This is a genomic window from Marinibium conchae, assembly GCF_015595035.1.
Lineage (GTDB): Bacteria > Pseudomonadota > Gammaproteobacteria > Enterobacterales > Alteromonadaceae > Glaciecola.
Window position 1 is genome coordinate 469,664 of record NZ_JADNRN010000001.1, and the last position, 15,342, is coordinate 485,005.

The following is a 15,342-nucleotide window of genomic DNA, read 5'->3' on the forward strand; positions in this document are numbered from 1 at the left end:
AGAGAAAGTCAACTCAAAGTAGTTGGCATGATTACGTCTGTACTTTTAATTCTTTGATAATCTTTTGATTGATCCTAATACATTGGATACCATATGGATCATAACTATACAATTTGACCAGCTTTTGAAAAAAATATTATTACTCTTATTAATCCCACTTTTTTGTTTAACATCACTCTATCTATATTTTTACCAGTGTAATTGTGAACATCCTCAGTCGAGTTTCGAAAGGATTACCAACGCCCATTACGCACGAAAGGTAAGAAATGCTGATGATGAGAGTGCTCTATTTTTAGGCAGTTCCTCGATTCAGGCATTAGACGTTAGTAGAGTGGTAAATAGAGCTTTAAACCTTGGCATTGGCGGAGAAACTCTGGCTGACTTAGAAGCTAGATTGGAGAGTTATGAGCTTGTAGACCAATATCAGTTGGTTGTCTTGGGTGCGGGATTCAATGACTTGTGCAACAGTGATTTTGAATATAAGGCAGAAAAGTTCAAAAACATTATGAGAGTTTTCGAAGCTAGCCCAATGGTTATTTCTTCTCTACAGCCATCACCGACGACGCGATTATGCAAAGACTTAACTTCTCGAATATCTCAATATAACGACTTTTTACAAATGACCTGTAAATCTCGTGATAAGTGTAAATTTGTGGATTTGGAAGCTGCATTTTTACTCAATACTTCTCAATATTTTGAGAAAGACGGAATACATCTAAACCCTCTCGGATATAGAGTGTGGGAAGAAGAGTTACGCAATGCCATATCGAAATTAAGTGGTGATGTCAGTAGATGATTTTTTCGACCTTTACTTTTATTCTATTATTTTTACCAATCGTTTTTTCGTTATATTCGGCATCGTTGTACTTTGGACGAATACAATTATCTAAGATAGTTTTAATTATTGCTTCATTAGTATTTTACGCTTACGGAAGTGGTGACTTTTTTATTGTTTTTGTTATTGCAGTTATTCTGAATTATTTCTTTGGTATAGGTCTATCAAAAGCTATTAATAAATCGAAGATGCAGAGATTGATGCTACTTTGGATAGCAATCAGTCTTAACCTAGCGCTTCTTGGCTATTACAAATATACTGACTTTGTTCTTTTTAATATAAATATCTTTATAGAGCATCCTATCGAATACCAAAATATTATTTTACCAATTGGTATTTCGTTTTTTACTTTTCAGTTAATCGCTTTTCTCGTTGACTCATACAAGGGGGAGACAAAAGGCTACGCACCGACAGACTATTTGTTGTTCATTACTTTCTTTCCGCAGTTGATTGTTGGTCCCATAGTTCATCATAAAGACGTAGTGCCGCAATATCAGGGACTCAAAAAGTCGGCACCAGATCTGAGTCGAATCAGCCCTGGTATCTTTCTTTTTGCTATTGGTTGCGCTAAAAAGCTTTTGATAGCCGATCCACTCTCTGAATGGGCGCAAAAAGCCTTTGATGTTGCAGGTGAGTTAAATAGCATCGAAAGTTGGGTTGCTTCATTAAGTTATACGCTGTCATATTATTTTGATTTATCAGGGTATGCTGATATGGCTATTGGGTTAGGCATGATTTTCGGAATAGCCCTACCTATAAACTTTAATTCTCCTTACAAAGCTAGAAATTTTGCTGACTACTGGAGGCGTTGGCACATGACTCTGTCCAAGTTCTTAGGCGACTATATATTTAGAAATGTATACGATAAGACTAAAGGTAGCCTTAATTTTTATTTTGCTCTGTTCGTGACCTTTTTCGTGTCAGGCTTTTGGCACGGGGCGGGATGGACGTTTGTTTTGTGGGGTATCATTAATGGTGCTTTTGTTATCATGTCACACATGATGATCCGCGCAAATAGGAGCCTCGCGTTTCCAATCGCTTGGACGTTGACATTTATCGGAGTAATTAGTACCAGAGTTTTATTTGTGGCTAATGATTTCGATGATGCCGCACACGTCCTTCTAAAAATGTTTTCCTTTTCTGATTTTGCGAACACGATCCAATTGGCAACATTGCAACCCCTATACCTTCTCGTGGGAATGGGGCTGGTACTTTTTTTCCCTAATAGCAATGCTATGGTCAAATCGTTTAAGCCAAGTTACATTTATGCGATATCTACTTCCTTGTTACTATTAGCGTCATTTTTGAATATGAGCTATGTAAGAGGTTTTTTGTATTTTCAGTTCTAATTTGGTAGTCATATGAAACATTATAAAAAATGGATATCGTTAACCGTAGTCTTATTATTAACGTTCGCTTTGATTTCTAGCATAGTTAACTATTTTGTAGTGATAAAGCCGGTTTATAATACTGACAATTTTAAGTTGCCGGATGTATCGACTATCGTCGTTGGAGCGTCCCATTCTGCTACAGCCATAGACACTGCGGCACTGAAGCAGATAACTAACCTAGCCAAATCTGGTGAGCCTCTTTTTTTTAGTTACTACAAGAGCAAGATGTTGCTCACAAATAACGAAGATATTGATCATCTCGTGGTGGCTATCTCGCCAATTCATATTGGTAAGTATGCTGACGAACATATCTTTAGTAATAGTTCAGGTTCTAGGAAGTTCGTGATGGATTATTTTTTCCTAATCGACGAAACAAACGACCCATTTATCAACAAGTATAGCCTTGACTACGTTATAGGAATTTCTAAATTCAAACTAGGCGTCCCGTTCAGTTACATGTCAGACTTAAAAGTGACACTTAATTATTATACAAGTCAATTTACGCATAGCGACTATGCGTTTTGGGGTGGTGTTGAGTCTCTTGATGGGAATCATATTGAAGAGAGTAGACAGCTGGAAAAGTCTAACTTCTACTATGTTGGCGAGAATAGCTCGATTAGAAGTTCGAAGATTGGCGTTGAATCAATCAGGCGGTTATTTAGCTTATCGGAAGAGTACGATGTAAAGGTAACTGTTATTACAACACCCATGCACCCCTATTTTAGAAGTTTAACTCCTCCGAACATTAAAAAAGAATTTGTAGGGCTTATAGATAACTTAGTATTACAGTACCCTAATTCAAGCTACTATGATTTTTCTTCTTTTGAATTAGACAATGATGATTATCTAGATGGCGATCATTTAAATAAACAAGGGGCAGCCAAGTTTACGGGGTATCTGCGAACACTTGGTTTGCTGGATAGTGATGGTTAGTCCAGGGTTATTAGTTTAACAATTTTATCCGTTGCAATGGTTGATGGGTGATTCGAATCGAAATAGAGTGTTTCGTTATTTCTTACTGCGTAGCAAAATATCTCATCACAAAATATACTAGTCGCATCAATGAAATGTACATTGTCCGGGTATTTCGTATTTTTAAAATGCTCGATTATTTTTTGGTTTCGTTCCGTATACCATTGTAAGCTAGTACCTCTAACGTTCGATATGTCTGATCCAAATAAGTTCTCTCTGCTGATTAATTGACCTACATGTCTTGGTAATTCGGGAAAGGGATAAACCACAAAAATGTTATCTTTTTGACTTGAAAGAAGCTTAATCATCTTTTCGAAGTTCAATAGCCTTTCTTTGGATTGAGCTGTCATAGGTTCGTTAACTAATTCAGGGTAATCGGAACCATCGCCCCCAAGAAGTTGACGGGTGAATCGATGGTTTACTACTATGTTTGTTATATTGTCACTGCTTAATAGGTACGCTACTGCATCGTTGTACCAGCGAGTGCAGTCATCAACAGTATGAGAGATCTTGTATGAAGTAGCGCAACCCGAGAAACTCATGTGTTTTACGCCGACCTGTTCGGGCTCTAACCTTTTAGCCATAGAATAAGACAATTCTGTCGCATGGCTATCCCCAAAAACTGCCCAAGATATATTATTCCCGAAATATGTGCATGATTCACTTGGCGCTGCATAGGAGTGTTTATGGCACTTCTCTCTCATTGGGCTTGACACGGCCCCGGCTATTAATGACTGATATTGTTTGTTTCGGAGTTCACTAAAACCTGCATTGACAAATACAACTGCGCCTACCACGATAACTGCGATACTCATTAACAGAGGCTTAAAATATATGAAATCGATAGGTGAGGATATATTAGTGTTAAAGTTCTTTCTTTCTATAAAGTGATGGCTCAAATATCCAAGAGCAAGCGATAGTACAATACCGGCTAGAGTAAAAATTGAGCTCAGAGAAAAGTAAAAAAATAGAACTACGATGGGCCAATGCCATAGATAAATTGAATAAGACCACGTGCCTATTTTTTGAATAATGAAACTGTTATTTAAAATACTATTAGCTTGTCTAGCCTGAATAATAAGGAATGCGCCAACTACTGGACATAATGCCAAGTACCCAGGCCAGTAATTGTCTTCAGATATTGCAAAATAAGAGATGAATATCATTACGAAACCAAGTAGCTCTAGTTTCGATTTTGTTGAAGTTTTGACATGCATAGGATATAGAAAAGCAATACCGCCGAACATCAGCTCCCAAGCTCTTGTTGATAATAAATAATACGATGAAGATGGCCAAAACTGAGAAGCTACAGCACTATAACTCAAACTCAATATTGTGAGACCAACAATTACAAACTTCGTTTGCGATAGCGAGAAAAAGCGTCTCAAGCTAATGATTAGTATTGGATAAAGTACATAGAACTGCCATTCAACAGCTAAAGACCAAGTATGAAGCAACCACTTTTCTTTTGAAGAGGCATCAAAGTAACCAGCCTCTTGCCAAAATATAAAGTTGGACAAAAAACTAATACTACCTGCAGCGTGTTTTCCTAGTGATTTGTAGTCGTCAGGTGATAAGAACAGAGGGCCTAATATTAGAAGCACTAAGCACAAAAAGGCTAGTGCGGGAATAATACGGAGTGCTCGGGCTCTGTAAAATTTTGTTAAAGAAAAAGTATTTGTATCGATTGCTGTAAAGATGATACTTGTCATCAAGAAGCCCGAAATTACAAAAAATACATCCACCCCAGCGAAACCACCTGGCAAAAATCTGGAGTCGAAGTGATATATTACTACTGCAATTACGGCCCAGGCTCTGAGTCCGTTAATGTCCTTGCGAAATTCCATACAAAACCGCTTAAAATTGAATTCGCAGATTATAGGTTTAAAAGTTAACTAAGGCAAAATAAGACACGCGATTTGCTACGCTATGTGAGTAAATCGCGTGTTCGTCTCAAAAAATCAGTCTTTAGCGCTCAGTGCATACGATATTATGAGAGGAGGTCTATCATACAGTCCAACTTGCCCTGCTTCCTTGAGGGATATGTATAGCCTTGAATTTGAATCATCATAGACAGCGCCCAAAACTTTAACGAAACCACCTTCATCATACGGATGGCTCCACTTACCATAGCTCACAGGTTTAACTTCCCAAGGTTCATTTGAAGCTGCAATATCATTGATGTCAAAAAGCCAAAAGTAGTTGTAATAATCGGCTGCATCATAACTACAAGGCCCGCCACATAAATTACCGTCATTTTGAGTTATTTTATATCCTACACCACTGTGGATTCCACCATGACTCCCTATGGCCATGAAATAATCTGTGCCAGGAATAATAAAGCCATAAATAGCCCTAGACAATGGTCCCCAAATTGGGCTTATGTCATCAGAGTAGTCTGCAGCGCCATCAACAAGCTCCTTGCCCGATTCGAGGGGATACACCACTTTGGCGTTGGCTTCTACTGTTACATCGGCTTCTATTGCATTCTGCGGATTGAAAACAAACATGCTTGGACCTTGGGAATATCTTGATGTAATTGAATAATTAGTCGCCCAACCAACAAGGTATTCCCCCCCCAGTGTTTCAACGTGAGGTTCGGGTATTTTCGACATATATCCAGCTCCTAATGCGCCAGACGATAATTGCAGCATTCCTTTGAATGCAGATGATGTCAGATCGTTCGCATCATCAAATATTTGTAAGTTATCCATGTTCCTCGCCGATGCGTCGTACCATATTTCAGACGAGACAAATAACTTACCTTCATAATTCAATATTCCTGTAATGCGGTTTGTGCTGTTACCATCAGTCTTCTTATCTAATATTGTTGTATATTCTTGTAAAACACCAGCTAGTGGAATCGCCGATATATCTTCGCTTTTGGAAAATTCATTAGGGATTTGAAACTCGGCTATTGCATTGTGGTGTGCGTGACCCGCCATGTACAAGCTATTGGTCGTTGAGTTGAATCCGAGAGCACCGATTGCATAGCTTGAGTTACTCTCACCACCAGCCAATACTCTAAACGCTCCCAAATACTCAACATCAAGCGTAGCCTGAATCCCGAGCGGTATATTCACATTGGTTGGGGTGCTTTGAACAATATCCTCTGCGATGTCTTCTTCAAACAAAACTTGGGTGGGCTCATCATCACCGCCTGAACCGTCATCGCCGCCTGTGCCATCATCACCGCCTTCGCCATCATCACCGCCTTCGCCGTCATCACCGCCTGTGCCATCATCACCGCCTTCGCCGTCATCACCGCCTGAGCCATCATCACCGCCTGAGCCATCATCACCGCCTGAGCCATCATCACCGCCTGAGCCATCATCACCGCCTGAGCCGTCATCACCGCCTGTGCCGTCGTCACCGCCTGAGCCGTCATCACCGCCTGTACCGTCATCACCGCCTGAGCCATCATCACCGCCCGAGCCATCATCACCGCCTGAGCCGTCGTCACCGCCTGAACCGTCATCACCGCCTGAGCCGTCATCACCGCCTGAGCCGTCGTCACCACCTGAGCCATCATCACCGCCGCCTGTTGCTGGTGGTGGCGGAGCTGGTGGAGTTTCGGGGGTTTCTACAATGCTTTGTGCAACTTCAGGTTCATCACCCGAGCCACAAGCTGTGAGGGTAAACATTGCACCAATAACTACTGCGATTTTTGATAACTTCGAAACAGACTTCATAATACAGTTCCTGAATGACTACTAAATATTCTTGAGCTTAATAATAAGCACTTCTGGCCTGTTGTAGAGCAAACTGTCAATACGAAGGTATTTTGACAAATACCCGCATAGCTTTCGAGCTGTACGAAATTCATACTTTTCTGAGCTATGTCGATGTTTACTAAGCTCATGTTTTATATCGATTTATTTGAGGTTTAGGTTTGGATCATTTACTTATGCCAAAGTATAATTTTGACTAGGGTGTTTTATGCGCATACTGGAATAAATTCCCTCGCCCGCAATACTTATTATCTTTCTTGCGAGCGGTTCATAATGCTTTTACTATTAGATTGAGTTGTCAAAGCTCTGAGGTAAGAGGCTATCTGACTTTGAGAAGACCGTCTTACTACAAACTTATAAACTTCCTTACTTTGGGGCCCACAAATGTTGTTAAACCAAGGGGAAGCTTCTGCCAAGTTTGCTCTATAATGCTTCTTGCTTTCGACTTTTGCATGTCGTTATTGTCAACAGGCTCGCCTTCGTTAAATTCTTGCCAACTGAGTAGCGCTGGCTCACAGCCCCATTGCTTTTTAAAGCGGTAAGTTCCTTCTCCCATCGTCGAACGACCAAAATCGAAACTCAGCATTTTTTGCTCAACAGCTTCGCTCAATACTTGCCAATACAAGAGCATATTTGGTGCCAACCTGTTGTAATCAGCGAGCGTTGATGCCCAAGGAATACTTGCGTTTTTTCCGTTCATTAGCACAATAGCCCCGCCAACTGCGACTTCTTCTTTGTAAACAAGCGCTAAATAGGCATGTTTACCATAGTGTTTTAATACCTCATAAAACCATGCTCTGGAGTGAACAGGCGAGCCAAGCGAGTGCATATTGCAGGCCATTACATGATAAAAGGCATTAAACTGTTGCTTAAAAGCATCGCTATCTGAAAATTCGCTTACACAAGCACGCAAACCATTTTTCTCTGCCTTACGGATCTGGCTTCGCAGCTTTGACTTAAATGCAGCCATTTGTTCATCAACACTTGCTTCCAACGGCAGTATCATGCGCACTTTTGTATTTTGCTTTATTTTTTCGGCATCTGTGGTTGCGTAGGTGCCTGCGCGCAGAGTAAGGCTTGTATGCTCGCTCTTTGATAAAACCTTGATCGCATAATCATGTAAAGCTTCATAAGCATCATTGTTGTTAGCGATAATGCCCGAGCAATCACAATAGGGTAACGACACATAATAAGCTTTGCGAAGCGGTAGGCCCATCTTCACTAAGGGCAAGATACCTACTAACTCATTGTTGTTGAACGCACCTAAGTAAATTGGCGTAAAGCCATAGCTGCTCTGAACAGCCTGGCCCCAAGCATAACGATGATAAGGGCTGGCTTCACTGCTGTTGCCTACGAAGTTATCCCAGAGCGACTTGTCAGACTCGCCAATGTGTTTAATTTCTATCATGACTTAGCTAACAGGTGTGGGTTTTGTGAAAAGTAAATGTGTGCTTCTTTTAAAGTCATAAATTCTAATGTATAAGATTCAGATAAGGTTTCGATAGTTTGCGACACGCGTTTGCAAATTTCTTGGAAAGGCTGCTCTTCTTTAAAAAAGCCGGTGCCGTTGGAAATAAGGTTTGAGCTATGAAAATACATATTAATGAATGGTACGTTGTTTTTAACTAGCTGATGCGCCAACGAAATCATATCGTTAGCCTGCATTACCTCCGGGCTCATATATATTTTTCGCAGTAAGCGGGTTTGCCACAAAGCACCAACTGCTTTTAGATATTTAAAAGGCGCTAACTCTGCTGCGTTGTATATTTTGTTTGCGCGGGCAAAATTACTGCGATTAAAACCAACCGACGCTTGTATTTCTAATATATTTCGTTGGCTCCCTGCCTTTAGCACATTGTTTGAATCGGGCCAGTAAGCGCCATCGGGTGAGCCTTGGCAAGTAAAAAACTCGTTCGAATAGTATGGGTACACACTTGAGTCAACTGTAAAACCTCGTGTCCATAACAGATGCATAATAGCCGCTGATATTCCCCAGCGTCCGGTTCTGAATGAGCTAGGTTGGTAGTTAAATTCTTCTACGAACACGTCAACTAAGGCATCAAGTTTGGCTTCTACTTGTTCGATGGGTAAGTTCACAACATGTGAGTTGGCTTCCGTTGCTTTTTCGAAAAAAGGCGGATTGGCCCAAGGATGTAAATGTGCGCCGAGCTCACATGTATTTTCTGCTAAGGCTTTTTTAAATACACCGTTTTCAGCCGCTCCCTTCGCTGCTGCATAGTCGACAAAGTAAGTGGGGCGAATTCCCGCTTGATTAAAAAAGTCTTGAAGTTCAGGTATCTTCTCAAGGTTTTTTACCGAGAAGTCTTCTTCTGGGAAGGGGCCTTCCCAATCCCATTCTTCTTCGGTATCCACCGTGAGGATGAAAATTAATGGGGGCTTAGTACTCAAAGCGCTGCCTCTTTAATATTCGAGCTTTGCAGTAGGGTGTTGAACAATGCGATGTATTCGTCGGCCATGCGTTTGGCTGAATAGTATTCATTTACATAGTCACAAGCGTTTTTACCCAGCGCCTTGGCGTAATCAGTGTCGGTTAACAGCCTTTCCCAGCAAGTTAATAAATGCGCTTTGTCACCTAAAGGCGACAACATACCGGTTTTTTCATGACTAATTAGTTGGTCAATACCTGCGATATCATAAGCAGCTACCGGTGTTTCCATAGCGCAAGCTTCCATTAAACAGCGTGGTATGCCTTCAAGGGTAGAGGTCATAGCAAATATATCGAAACTTTTTAGGTAGTCTAGTCGGTCGTCTCTGTAGCCTAAAAAGTGTATGTCGGCTTTTGACGACAAGCTCGCAGCGTGCTCTTCTAAAGATGGGCGAGATTCACCATCGCCAAGCAGTACTAACTCGACGTTCTCCATTTTTTGATGCAGGGCGTCGAATACATCGAGTAAATCAGTAATGTTCTTTCTACTGATCATCTGTCCAATAAACCCAACCCGCTTTTTCGTTTTTGTTTGCGCTGTTTCTTTGTTTTTAAAGCGCTCTACTTCCGACAGGTCGACACCGTTTTGAATATACACTAGCTGTGGCGCTTTAATATTATATGCTTCACAGTCTTTTACTAATTGTGGTGAAAGTGGAACAACATGGTCGGCGTATTTCATGGCCTGGCAACCCAGCCAAATAAATAGCCTGAGCTTGAAGTCTTTAGCGTTTTCAAAACCGTGCGGAGTAACTACCACCGGCACGCCAGCTTTTCTAGCGGCCATTACACCAATAATATCCGACTTATAGCCGTGTGTATGAACTACGTCTACTTTATTGGCTTTTATGTAGTCGGCTAAGCGACTTACCGCCTTGAAATCAAATTTGTTGGCCATGGGGAGTTGATAAACATCGCCACAATCAGCTTTGAAGTGTCGGGCTATTTCTAAGTCTTGAGAGGCGGCTTCATCGGTTACTGCCAATGAATACTTTACGTTTTGGTCATGAGTATTGTTACACATGGCCAAAATCCAGCGTTCAGCACCATAAAAACCAGTGGAACAAATAAACTGCAATACATGCATGGCTTGTGACTCTTTCATTATTTGTGGCTACTCGTTTGTATGGGTTTTACTATGCCGAGAATTGTACCCCAAGTTCTTGCGGGAAAATACAAAGCATAAAATTTAATCACGGTAGCTAAGCTCAGTTTGGGCTTGGCTATTCGATAAAGGCGCAGACTGTATAAGCCAAGCACAAGAATAGCGCCAAGCAAACTGACAATGCTCAATGTAGTAAGCGACAGCATTGCAAACACAATAAAGCCCAATAGGCCGAAGGTAAAAGCGGGTGGGGCAATAAAGCTAGGATATTCCGATAAGCTCACTTTTCTACCTTTTAATGAGGCTAAATTCGACTGCCCGCGCCACACTTCTTTTTTTGCCATTTCGTTAAATACTTTATCTTCACCAAGATGCACGTAGTTCGAGGCAGTGCTATAAAATAAATCGCCTTGCTCTGCTACTTTTTGTGTAAAAACATAGTCTTCACAAGTCACGAGGTGCTCAGGAAAGCCGCCAGAAATAGCGAAGGTTTCGGCGCTCATGAGTAAATTTCGCCCAGGTAAAAATTCCACCGTGCAATCAGTATGCGCGTTGCTTAATTCTGTTCTCAATATTTCGAGTGGCGGCGCGTTGTTAGCGGCTAGCTGCACGGCACTGACCAGTTTTACTTGCTCATTTAATTGCGGCAAAAGAGCAAGGAGCCAATTCGGTGCTAAATCAATATCGGCATCTAAAAACGCAAGATAGTTACCATTAGCTGCCGCGACGCCCATGTTTCTCTGTGCAGAAATAGTCACATCCATTGGCGCGTTGATAACACGTACGTTGAGCTTATTTGCAAACACTTCAAGGTCGCACTTGAGCTTAGTGTTTTTCGTAACAACAATTGCTTCCACTTCGTAATGTTGCTCGGAATTGTCGTCTTTTAAGCTTAAACGGCTCACCGAAGCCAAGGTGTCCACTAGCATTTCCTCTCTGCCGTAATGAGGAATAATAAAGCTGCAAAAGGCAGTAAGTGGTGCAGACATGACTATTTGCCCCTTAACTGAGGGAAACGTATAAACAAGTGTTTAAACTCTCGCCGAATTGAATATTGTTTGAGGAAGTGCCACGCCGCTAATACGGGGCTGAAAGCCTTGGTCTGGTAAGACAAGCTGAGTGTTGGTTCACCTATATTTGCGCTTTCAACATGCTGATGGTAAAGGTGAAAATCGTCGTTGGCGTTTTGCATCAACAAGGCCAAAATGCGGGTGTATTCTTTCTCTTCGCTTTGGCTGAGCTTTTTCTCAACAAAGCGTTGAATTTCGTTTATTTTATCTTGCATTTGTTCTCGAAGTTCATCGTTTTCAGCGTAGCCAATAGCAACTTTGAGAACCTGCACTTTGCGCAAATCTTGAGCTGTCCAAGTGTCGTTGGGGTATTCTAATTTGTCGCTGTTGTGCAGATATACTTGTTCATGTTTGGCTATGTAGCTTGCGTAGTGCATAAAAGCACGCTTAATGTTGAAGTAATCTTGGCTAATGCCGTAGTCGCTCTCACAACGCCACAAAAACTTGGCTACGGATTGCATAAATACAATGTAATACCATGTATTTTCAATATCGCCGAAATTGCGATCTGCTATATCATCGTCAGCACTAAAGGTATTGAGAATAACCGACGACGCGTTTTCCATGTATTCTTTATTAGCACTTACGTCGAAGCTATCGAGCAAGGCATTTACGTAATTCGCCACACCTCGGTCGAGCGGATATTTTCCGTTGAGCGGATTGCGCACAATGGCTTTGTTGCGATACTGCAAAAGCGTTCCTAGCACGGTGCCATCGCCTTCGAAAAAGTAGCTTATCCAAGTAGTGAGTTGCAACACTGCGGCTTTGGCCTTTTCGCAGCCACTAAGGTGATAATACAGCGCTAAACCACTGGTGTAGCAATGATGGCTACCAGGTCCGCCACCGCCGGCATGATCCTCATATACACCTGTTTGTTGGCGTTTAGAATAGGTTCTATGCGTGGCTGTTTCAGCCTCAACGTAATGGTCGGTGTGCCAAAAAAGGCCACCGTTATATTCTTTTTTGTCTTGTTCAGTGTGGTAGATGTCGATATTTACGATGTGATCGTATAGGTCGTCGGCAAGGGTTTTCCAGTTGTCGTTACCGCTGAGCAGCCATTGCTTTAAGAACCCAAATAGTGGGTCGTATTGGTTGTTGTAGTGCGACACAAAAATATCGTCACCGCTGTGATTGGCAGCCTCATGATCAGCATAAAGATCGCCGAAGTTTCGCCAACCATATTCATCCAAAGCCTCACGTTTTGCAAAAAAGTGCTGTTTGCCACTTAAGCCTAACTCAATAATATTGGCCAGCGCTGAACCAGTTTCGGGTGTTTTTAACCATGGTATGGCGTTTGAATCGCTAAATAGCTCAGTATTTGGCTTTACAGTGACTTCACGGGCACTTGCGTTAGCTACGTGATCTTCTTGCTCGCTGATAGCTTGGTCTGAAGCCTTGTTTTCATTATCTTTGTTTTCAAAAGCTGTGCTATCAAAACATAAGCGTAATTTATGAGACTTCTTTTCACCCGGCTGTAGCTCGACAGCAGCGCTTTCATTTGCTCCTGCGAAATTAATAGATAACTCGCCTTCGCCCGCGCGAATTTGAATAGGAAATTTCTGCCAAAGTTTCTCAATGGCTACTTCCAGTGTTTGTTGTCTGTTTTTTAAATAGATAAGTGGATTGGGGCGATCAAGTCGATAACTGTGGGTTGAGTCGTTCGCCCGTTCAATCAGCAAAGCTCCTCGTTCGCCAATATCAACTTTTCCCTCATGATTAACATGATTTTTCGATTGCCAATTGTCTCCGCCGCTATTGTCGGTGCTCAAGTTCCAGTAATCGAAGGCTTTCAATTCTGTAGTGTTTGAGCGCTCGCTACTGCAATATAAGCTAGCGTTTGGCATCTCAATGACTAAACCAAACTCACGAAGATGAAGGCTATTCTCGTTACCTAAGTCCCATTGCCCGCCTTTTTGCACTATCGCTTGTGGATTGTGCGCGGTAAGGTTTATATCAAGCGTGTTATGGGCATGATCAAGTACGAACTTCAATTCAATATTTAGGCTTTTGCTACTGTACTTATCGCCCACGGAGAAAGTTTGTTCAAGCTCAGAAAAAAGCGCTTGGCCGCTTGCAGAGTGCCTAGTGAGTTGCTGTGAATGAGTGAGTTGGCTTGTGTATTGATTGTTCGAAAAGCTAAGTAGCGGCCTGATGTGTAGCCCTTGCTTAGAGTTTGTGTGTTGCCTAATGTTTAAAAACTGCGTTGATGATACCGCGAGCTCTACCTTGGCCGATTTCAACAAAATATGCTGATCGTGCACAAGGGCGCAATTAATTTTTCGAGTGGTATTTGCCTTGCGAGTATTAAGGTAATAGTCAGCAAGTTTGCTTTGGTCATCAAAATGGCTTGTTTCGCTGTAGCCCTTAATAAGGCACCAACGCACAGACTTATCTTGCCACAGCGACTTCACACTGATTTGTGCTGCCACTTCCTCGCCCGATTGCGTAATCAGACCGAAGCTTTGCCCAAGGAAGAATTGACCTTTTGGCAGGGGTACGCCCACGCTGAATGCCTGTGAACCAGCACATGCAGCCTGTAAGCTAAAAACGTGTGTCATTTGCGTATGTCATTTTGTGGTTTCATTTACCTGGGGCTAGTGTTGGCCCTGAGAGCTAGTGTCGCTTGTTTTTTCAGCGCGTAAGTATAGTTTTTTCTTGAGCAATATATAAGTCTTTTTTATGCTGCGGGCAAAGCTAATTAACCAAGTTTTGCGTTCAGCTTGAACGTGATAAACAGGATAATGATGGGTCGACATTTGTTCTTTATAGCGGGCTCTGCCGGCCAAGAAGTCATAACGAGCGTAGCCCGCTGCATTTAAATACTCAATCGCGGCATAATGCGCACTTAGGCCTGGCTTGCATTTGTTTCCTAGGTCGAAGCTTTCAAGCGCCGACAGATAAAACAAAGCATCTTGTTTTTGTATCATGATGTAGAGATAAGCGAGCAGTGTACTACCAGCAGTCACTTCCAATATATCGAAACCTTTTCCCGCTTCGAACATATTGTCGTGAAAGGCCGTAAATGCGGGGTTGTTAAAGCCGCTACCAAATTCGCTGCTTCCCCAACGCTCTTTGTGTAAATACTTAAGCTTTTCAATACATGGTATAGCTTGGCTTGGGCTCATGTCGTGTTGTAGCGAACGAACTGAAATTGGTCCAAAAGTGTGTTCAAGTAGCTTATTTGAGCGTTTCACCGCTGCGCGCGTGTTCTTTGATAACTGGTCTAAGTAATTGTTGTTACCTAAGCTCACAAACTGACTATCTTCTTTCGTAATATCCACAGTTAAGTCGGCATAGTGCCAATGCTCACTGAGTGCATTGTGTACGACGATGCGATGGAAGCGTTTGCGTTTACTCAACTTATGACACATGGCTTCAATTACTTTATCGCGCAGCTTGTTAACACAAATAGCGTCGTTATGCTCTATCCACACCTGATCGCTCAGGTGGTCGCCACTTTGATTAAGATAATAGCTGTCACCTACAAGCTGTGTTTTTCGCCCCCAAAAAGCGAAGCCTACCAGTTGCTGTTTGTTCTGAGTTAGCTTGTGGCTTGCAGTGTGATGGGCTGTTTCAACGCTTTTAGCAGTGCTGTAACAACAAAGCAGAAGGGGGCGTTGCTCTATGCTACGAAGCCAGTTAATAAACCACTGCGAACTTAAAAAGTAATTGGTACTTAGTTCATCGTCAGGGTAGTGCTGCTCAAGCTCTGAGAAAAGCGCTGCTACGTCTTCAAGCTCGTATTGATGAACAATCTTAACTTCAATTGGCGACATCCATTCCCCCCTATGT

The 15,342-nt window shown here is 42.0% G+C and carries 11 protein-coding genes; 3 read left to right on the forward strand and 8 right to left on the reverse strand.

Annotated elements, in window-relative coordinates; genetic code table 11:
* The first annotated feature begins 124 nt into the window (after nt 1–124).
* The 3 genes from ISG33_RS01940 to ISG33_RS01950 all read left to right on the forward strand — a co-directional run bounded on the left by ISG33_RS01940 (nt 125) and on the right by ISG33_RS01950 (nt 3,159).
* Nucleotides 125–796: a GDSL-type esterase/lipase family protein gene (locus tag ISG33_RS01940; protein WP_195731882.1), complete on the forward strand. Its 672-nt coding sequence runs from the start codon at nt 125–127 to the stop codon at nt 794–796.
* Nucleotides 793–2,184 carry an MBOAT family O-acyltransferase gene (locus ISG33_RS01945; RefSeq protein WP_195731883.1) on the forward strand — a complete coding sequence of 464 codons (1,392 nt, stop codon included), beginning with the start codon at nt 793–795 and terminating at the stop codon, nt 2,182–2,184. Before ISG33_RS01940 ends, ISG33_RS01945 begins: the two co-directional genes overlap by 4 nt.
* Before the next feature lie 69 nt (nt 2,185–2,253).
* A complete protein-coding gene (locus ISG33_RS01950; protein WP_195731884.1) occupies nt 2,254–3,159 on the forward strand; it encodes a hypothetical protein in 906 nt (301 codons plus the stop codon).
* Here the strand turns inward: ISG33_RS01950 and ISG33_RS01955 are convergent.
* The 8 genes from ISG33_RS01955 to ISG33_RS01990 all read right to left on the reverse strand — a co-directional run bounded on the left by ISG33_RS01955 (nt 3,156) and on the right by ISG33_RS01990 (nt 15,326).
* On the reverse strand, nt 3,156–5,045 hold the full coding sequence (locus ISG33_RS01955; RefSeq protein WP_195731885.1) for an acyltransferase family protein: 1,890 nt from the start codon (nt 5,043–5,045) through the stop codon (nt 3,156–3,158). The genes ISG33_RS01950 and ISG33_RS01955 overlap by 4 nt on opposite strands.
* A 114-nt stretch (nt 5,046–5,159) precedes the next feature.
* The gene (locus tag ISG33_RS01960) at nt 5,160–6,890 is read right to left on the reverse strand and encodes a hypothetical protein (protein WP_195731886.1); all 1,731 of its coding nucleotides are present in this window, start codon (nt 6,888–6,890) and stop codon (nt 5,160–5,162) included.
* Between the two features lie 385 nt (nt 6,891–7,275).
* Nucleotides 7,276–8,337 (reverse strand): FemAB family XrtA/PEP-CTERM system-associated protein, encoded by a 1,062-nt coding sequence (locus ISG33_RS01965; protein ID WP_195731887.1) that lies wholly within the window; start codon nt 8,335–8,337, stop codon nt 7,276–7,278.
* Nucleotides 8,334–9,338: a polysaccharide deacetylase family protein gene (locus tag ISG33_RS01970; protein WP_195731888.1), complete on the reverse strand. Its 1,005-nt coding sequence runs from the start codon at nt 9,336–9,338 to the stop codon at nt 8,334–8,336. The genes ISG33_RS01965 and ISG33_RS01970 overlap by 4 nt, the downstream gene beginning before the upstream one ends.
* On the reverse strand, nt 9,335–10,480 hold the full coding sequence (locus ISG33_RS01975; RefSeq protein ID WP_229333418.1) for a glycosyltransferase: 1,146 nt from the start codon (nt 10,478–10,480) through the stop codon (nt 9,335–9,337). The genes ISG33_RS01970 and ISG33_RS01975 overlap by 4 nt, the downstream gene beginning before the upstream one ends.
* Nucleotides 10,480–11,469 carry a glycosyltransferase family 2 protein gene (locus ISG33_RS01980; protein ID WP_195731889.1) on the reverse strand — a complete coding sequence of 330 codons (990 nt, stop codon included), beginning with the start codon at nt 11,467–11,469 and terminating at the stop codon, nt 10,480–10,482. The genes ISG33_RS01975 and ISG33_RS01980 overlap by 1 nt, the downstream gene beginning before the upstream one ends.
* A 2-nt stretch (nt 11,470–11,471) precedes the next feature.
* Nucleotides 11,472–14,108: an RIFT barrel domain-containing protein gene (locus ISG33_RS01985; RefSeq protein WP_195731890.1), complete on the reverse strand. Its 2,637-nt coding sequence runs from the start codon at nt 14,106–14,108 to the stop codon at nt 11,472–11,474.
* A gap of 36 nt (nt 14,109–14,144) precedes the next feature.
* Nucleotides 14,145–15,326: a GNAT family N-acetyltransferase gene (locus ISG33_RS01990; RefSeq protein WP_195731891.1), complete on the reverse strand. Its 1,182-nt coding sequence runs from the start codon at nt 15,324–15,326 to the stop codon at nt 14,145–14,147.
* Nucleotides 15,327–15,342 lie beyond the last annotated feature (16 nt).

Excerpts from the sequence above, each read along its gene's own strand:
- ISG33_RS01945 (WP_195731883.1), top strand. The coding sequence starts at position 793 with ATGATTTTTTCGACCTTTACTTTTATTCTATTATTTTTACCAATCGTT.
- ISG33_RS01955 (WP_195731885.1), bottom strand. The coding sequence starts at position 5,045 with ATGGAATTTCGCAAGGACATTAACGGACTCAGAGCCTGGGCCGTAATT.
- ISG33_RS01960 (WP_195731886.1), bottom strand. The coding sequence starts at position 6,890 with ATGAAGTCTGTTTCGAAGTTATCAAAAATCGCAGTAGTTATTGGTGCA.
- ISG33_RS01965 (WP_195731887.1), bottom strand. The coding sequence starts at position 8,337 with ATGATAGAAATTAAACACATTGGCGAGTCTGACAAGTCGCTCTGGGAT.
- ISG33_RS01975 (WP_229333418.1), bottom strand. The coding sequence starts at position 10,480 with ATGAAAGAGTCACAAGCCATGCATGTATTGCAGTTTATTTGTTCCACT.
- ISG33_RS01980 (WP_195731889.1), bottom strand. The coding sequence starts at position 11,469 with ATGTCTGCACCACTTACTGCCTTTTGCAGCTTTATTATTCCTCATTAC.
- ISG33_RS01985 (WP_195731890.1), bottom strand. The coding sequence starts at position 14,108 with ATGACACACGTTTTTAGCTTACAGGCTGCATGTGCTGGTTCACAGGCA.
- ISG33_RS01990 (WP_195731891.1), bottom strand. The coding sequence starts at position 15,326 with ATGTCGCCAATTGAAGTTAAGATTGTTCATCAATACGAGCTTGAAGAC.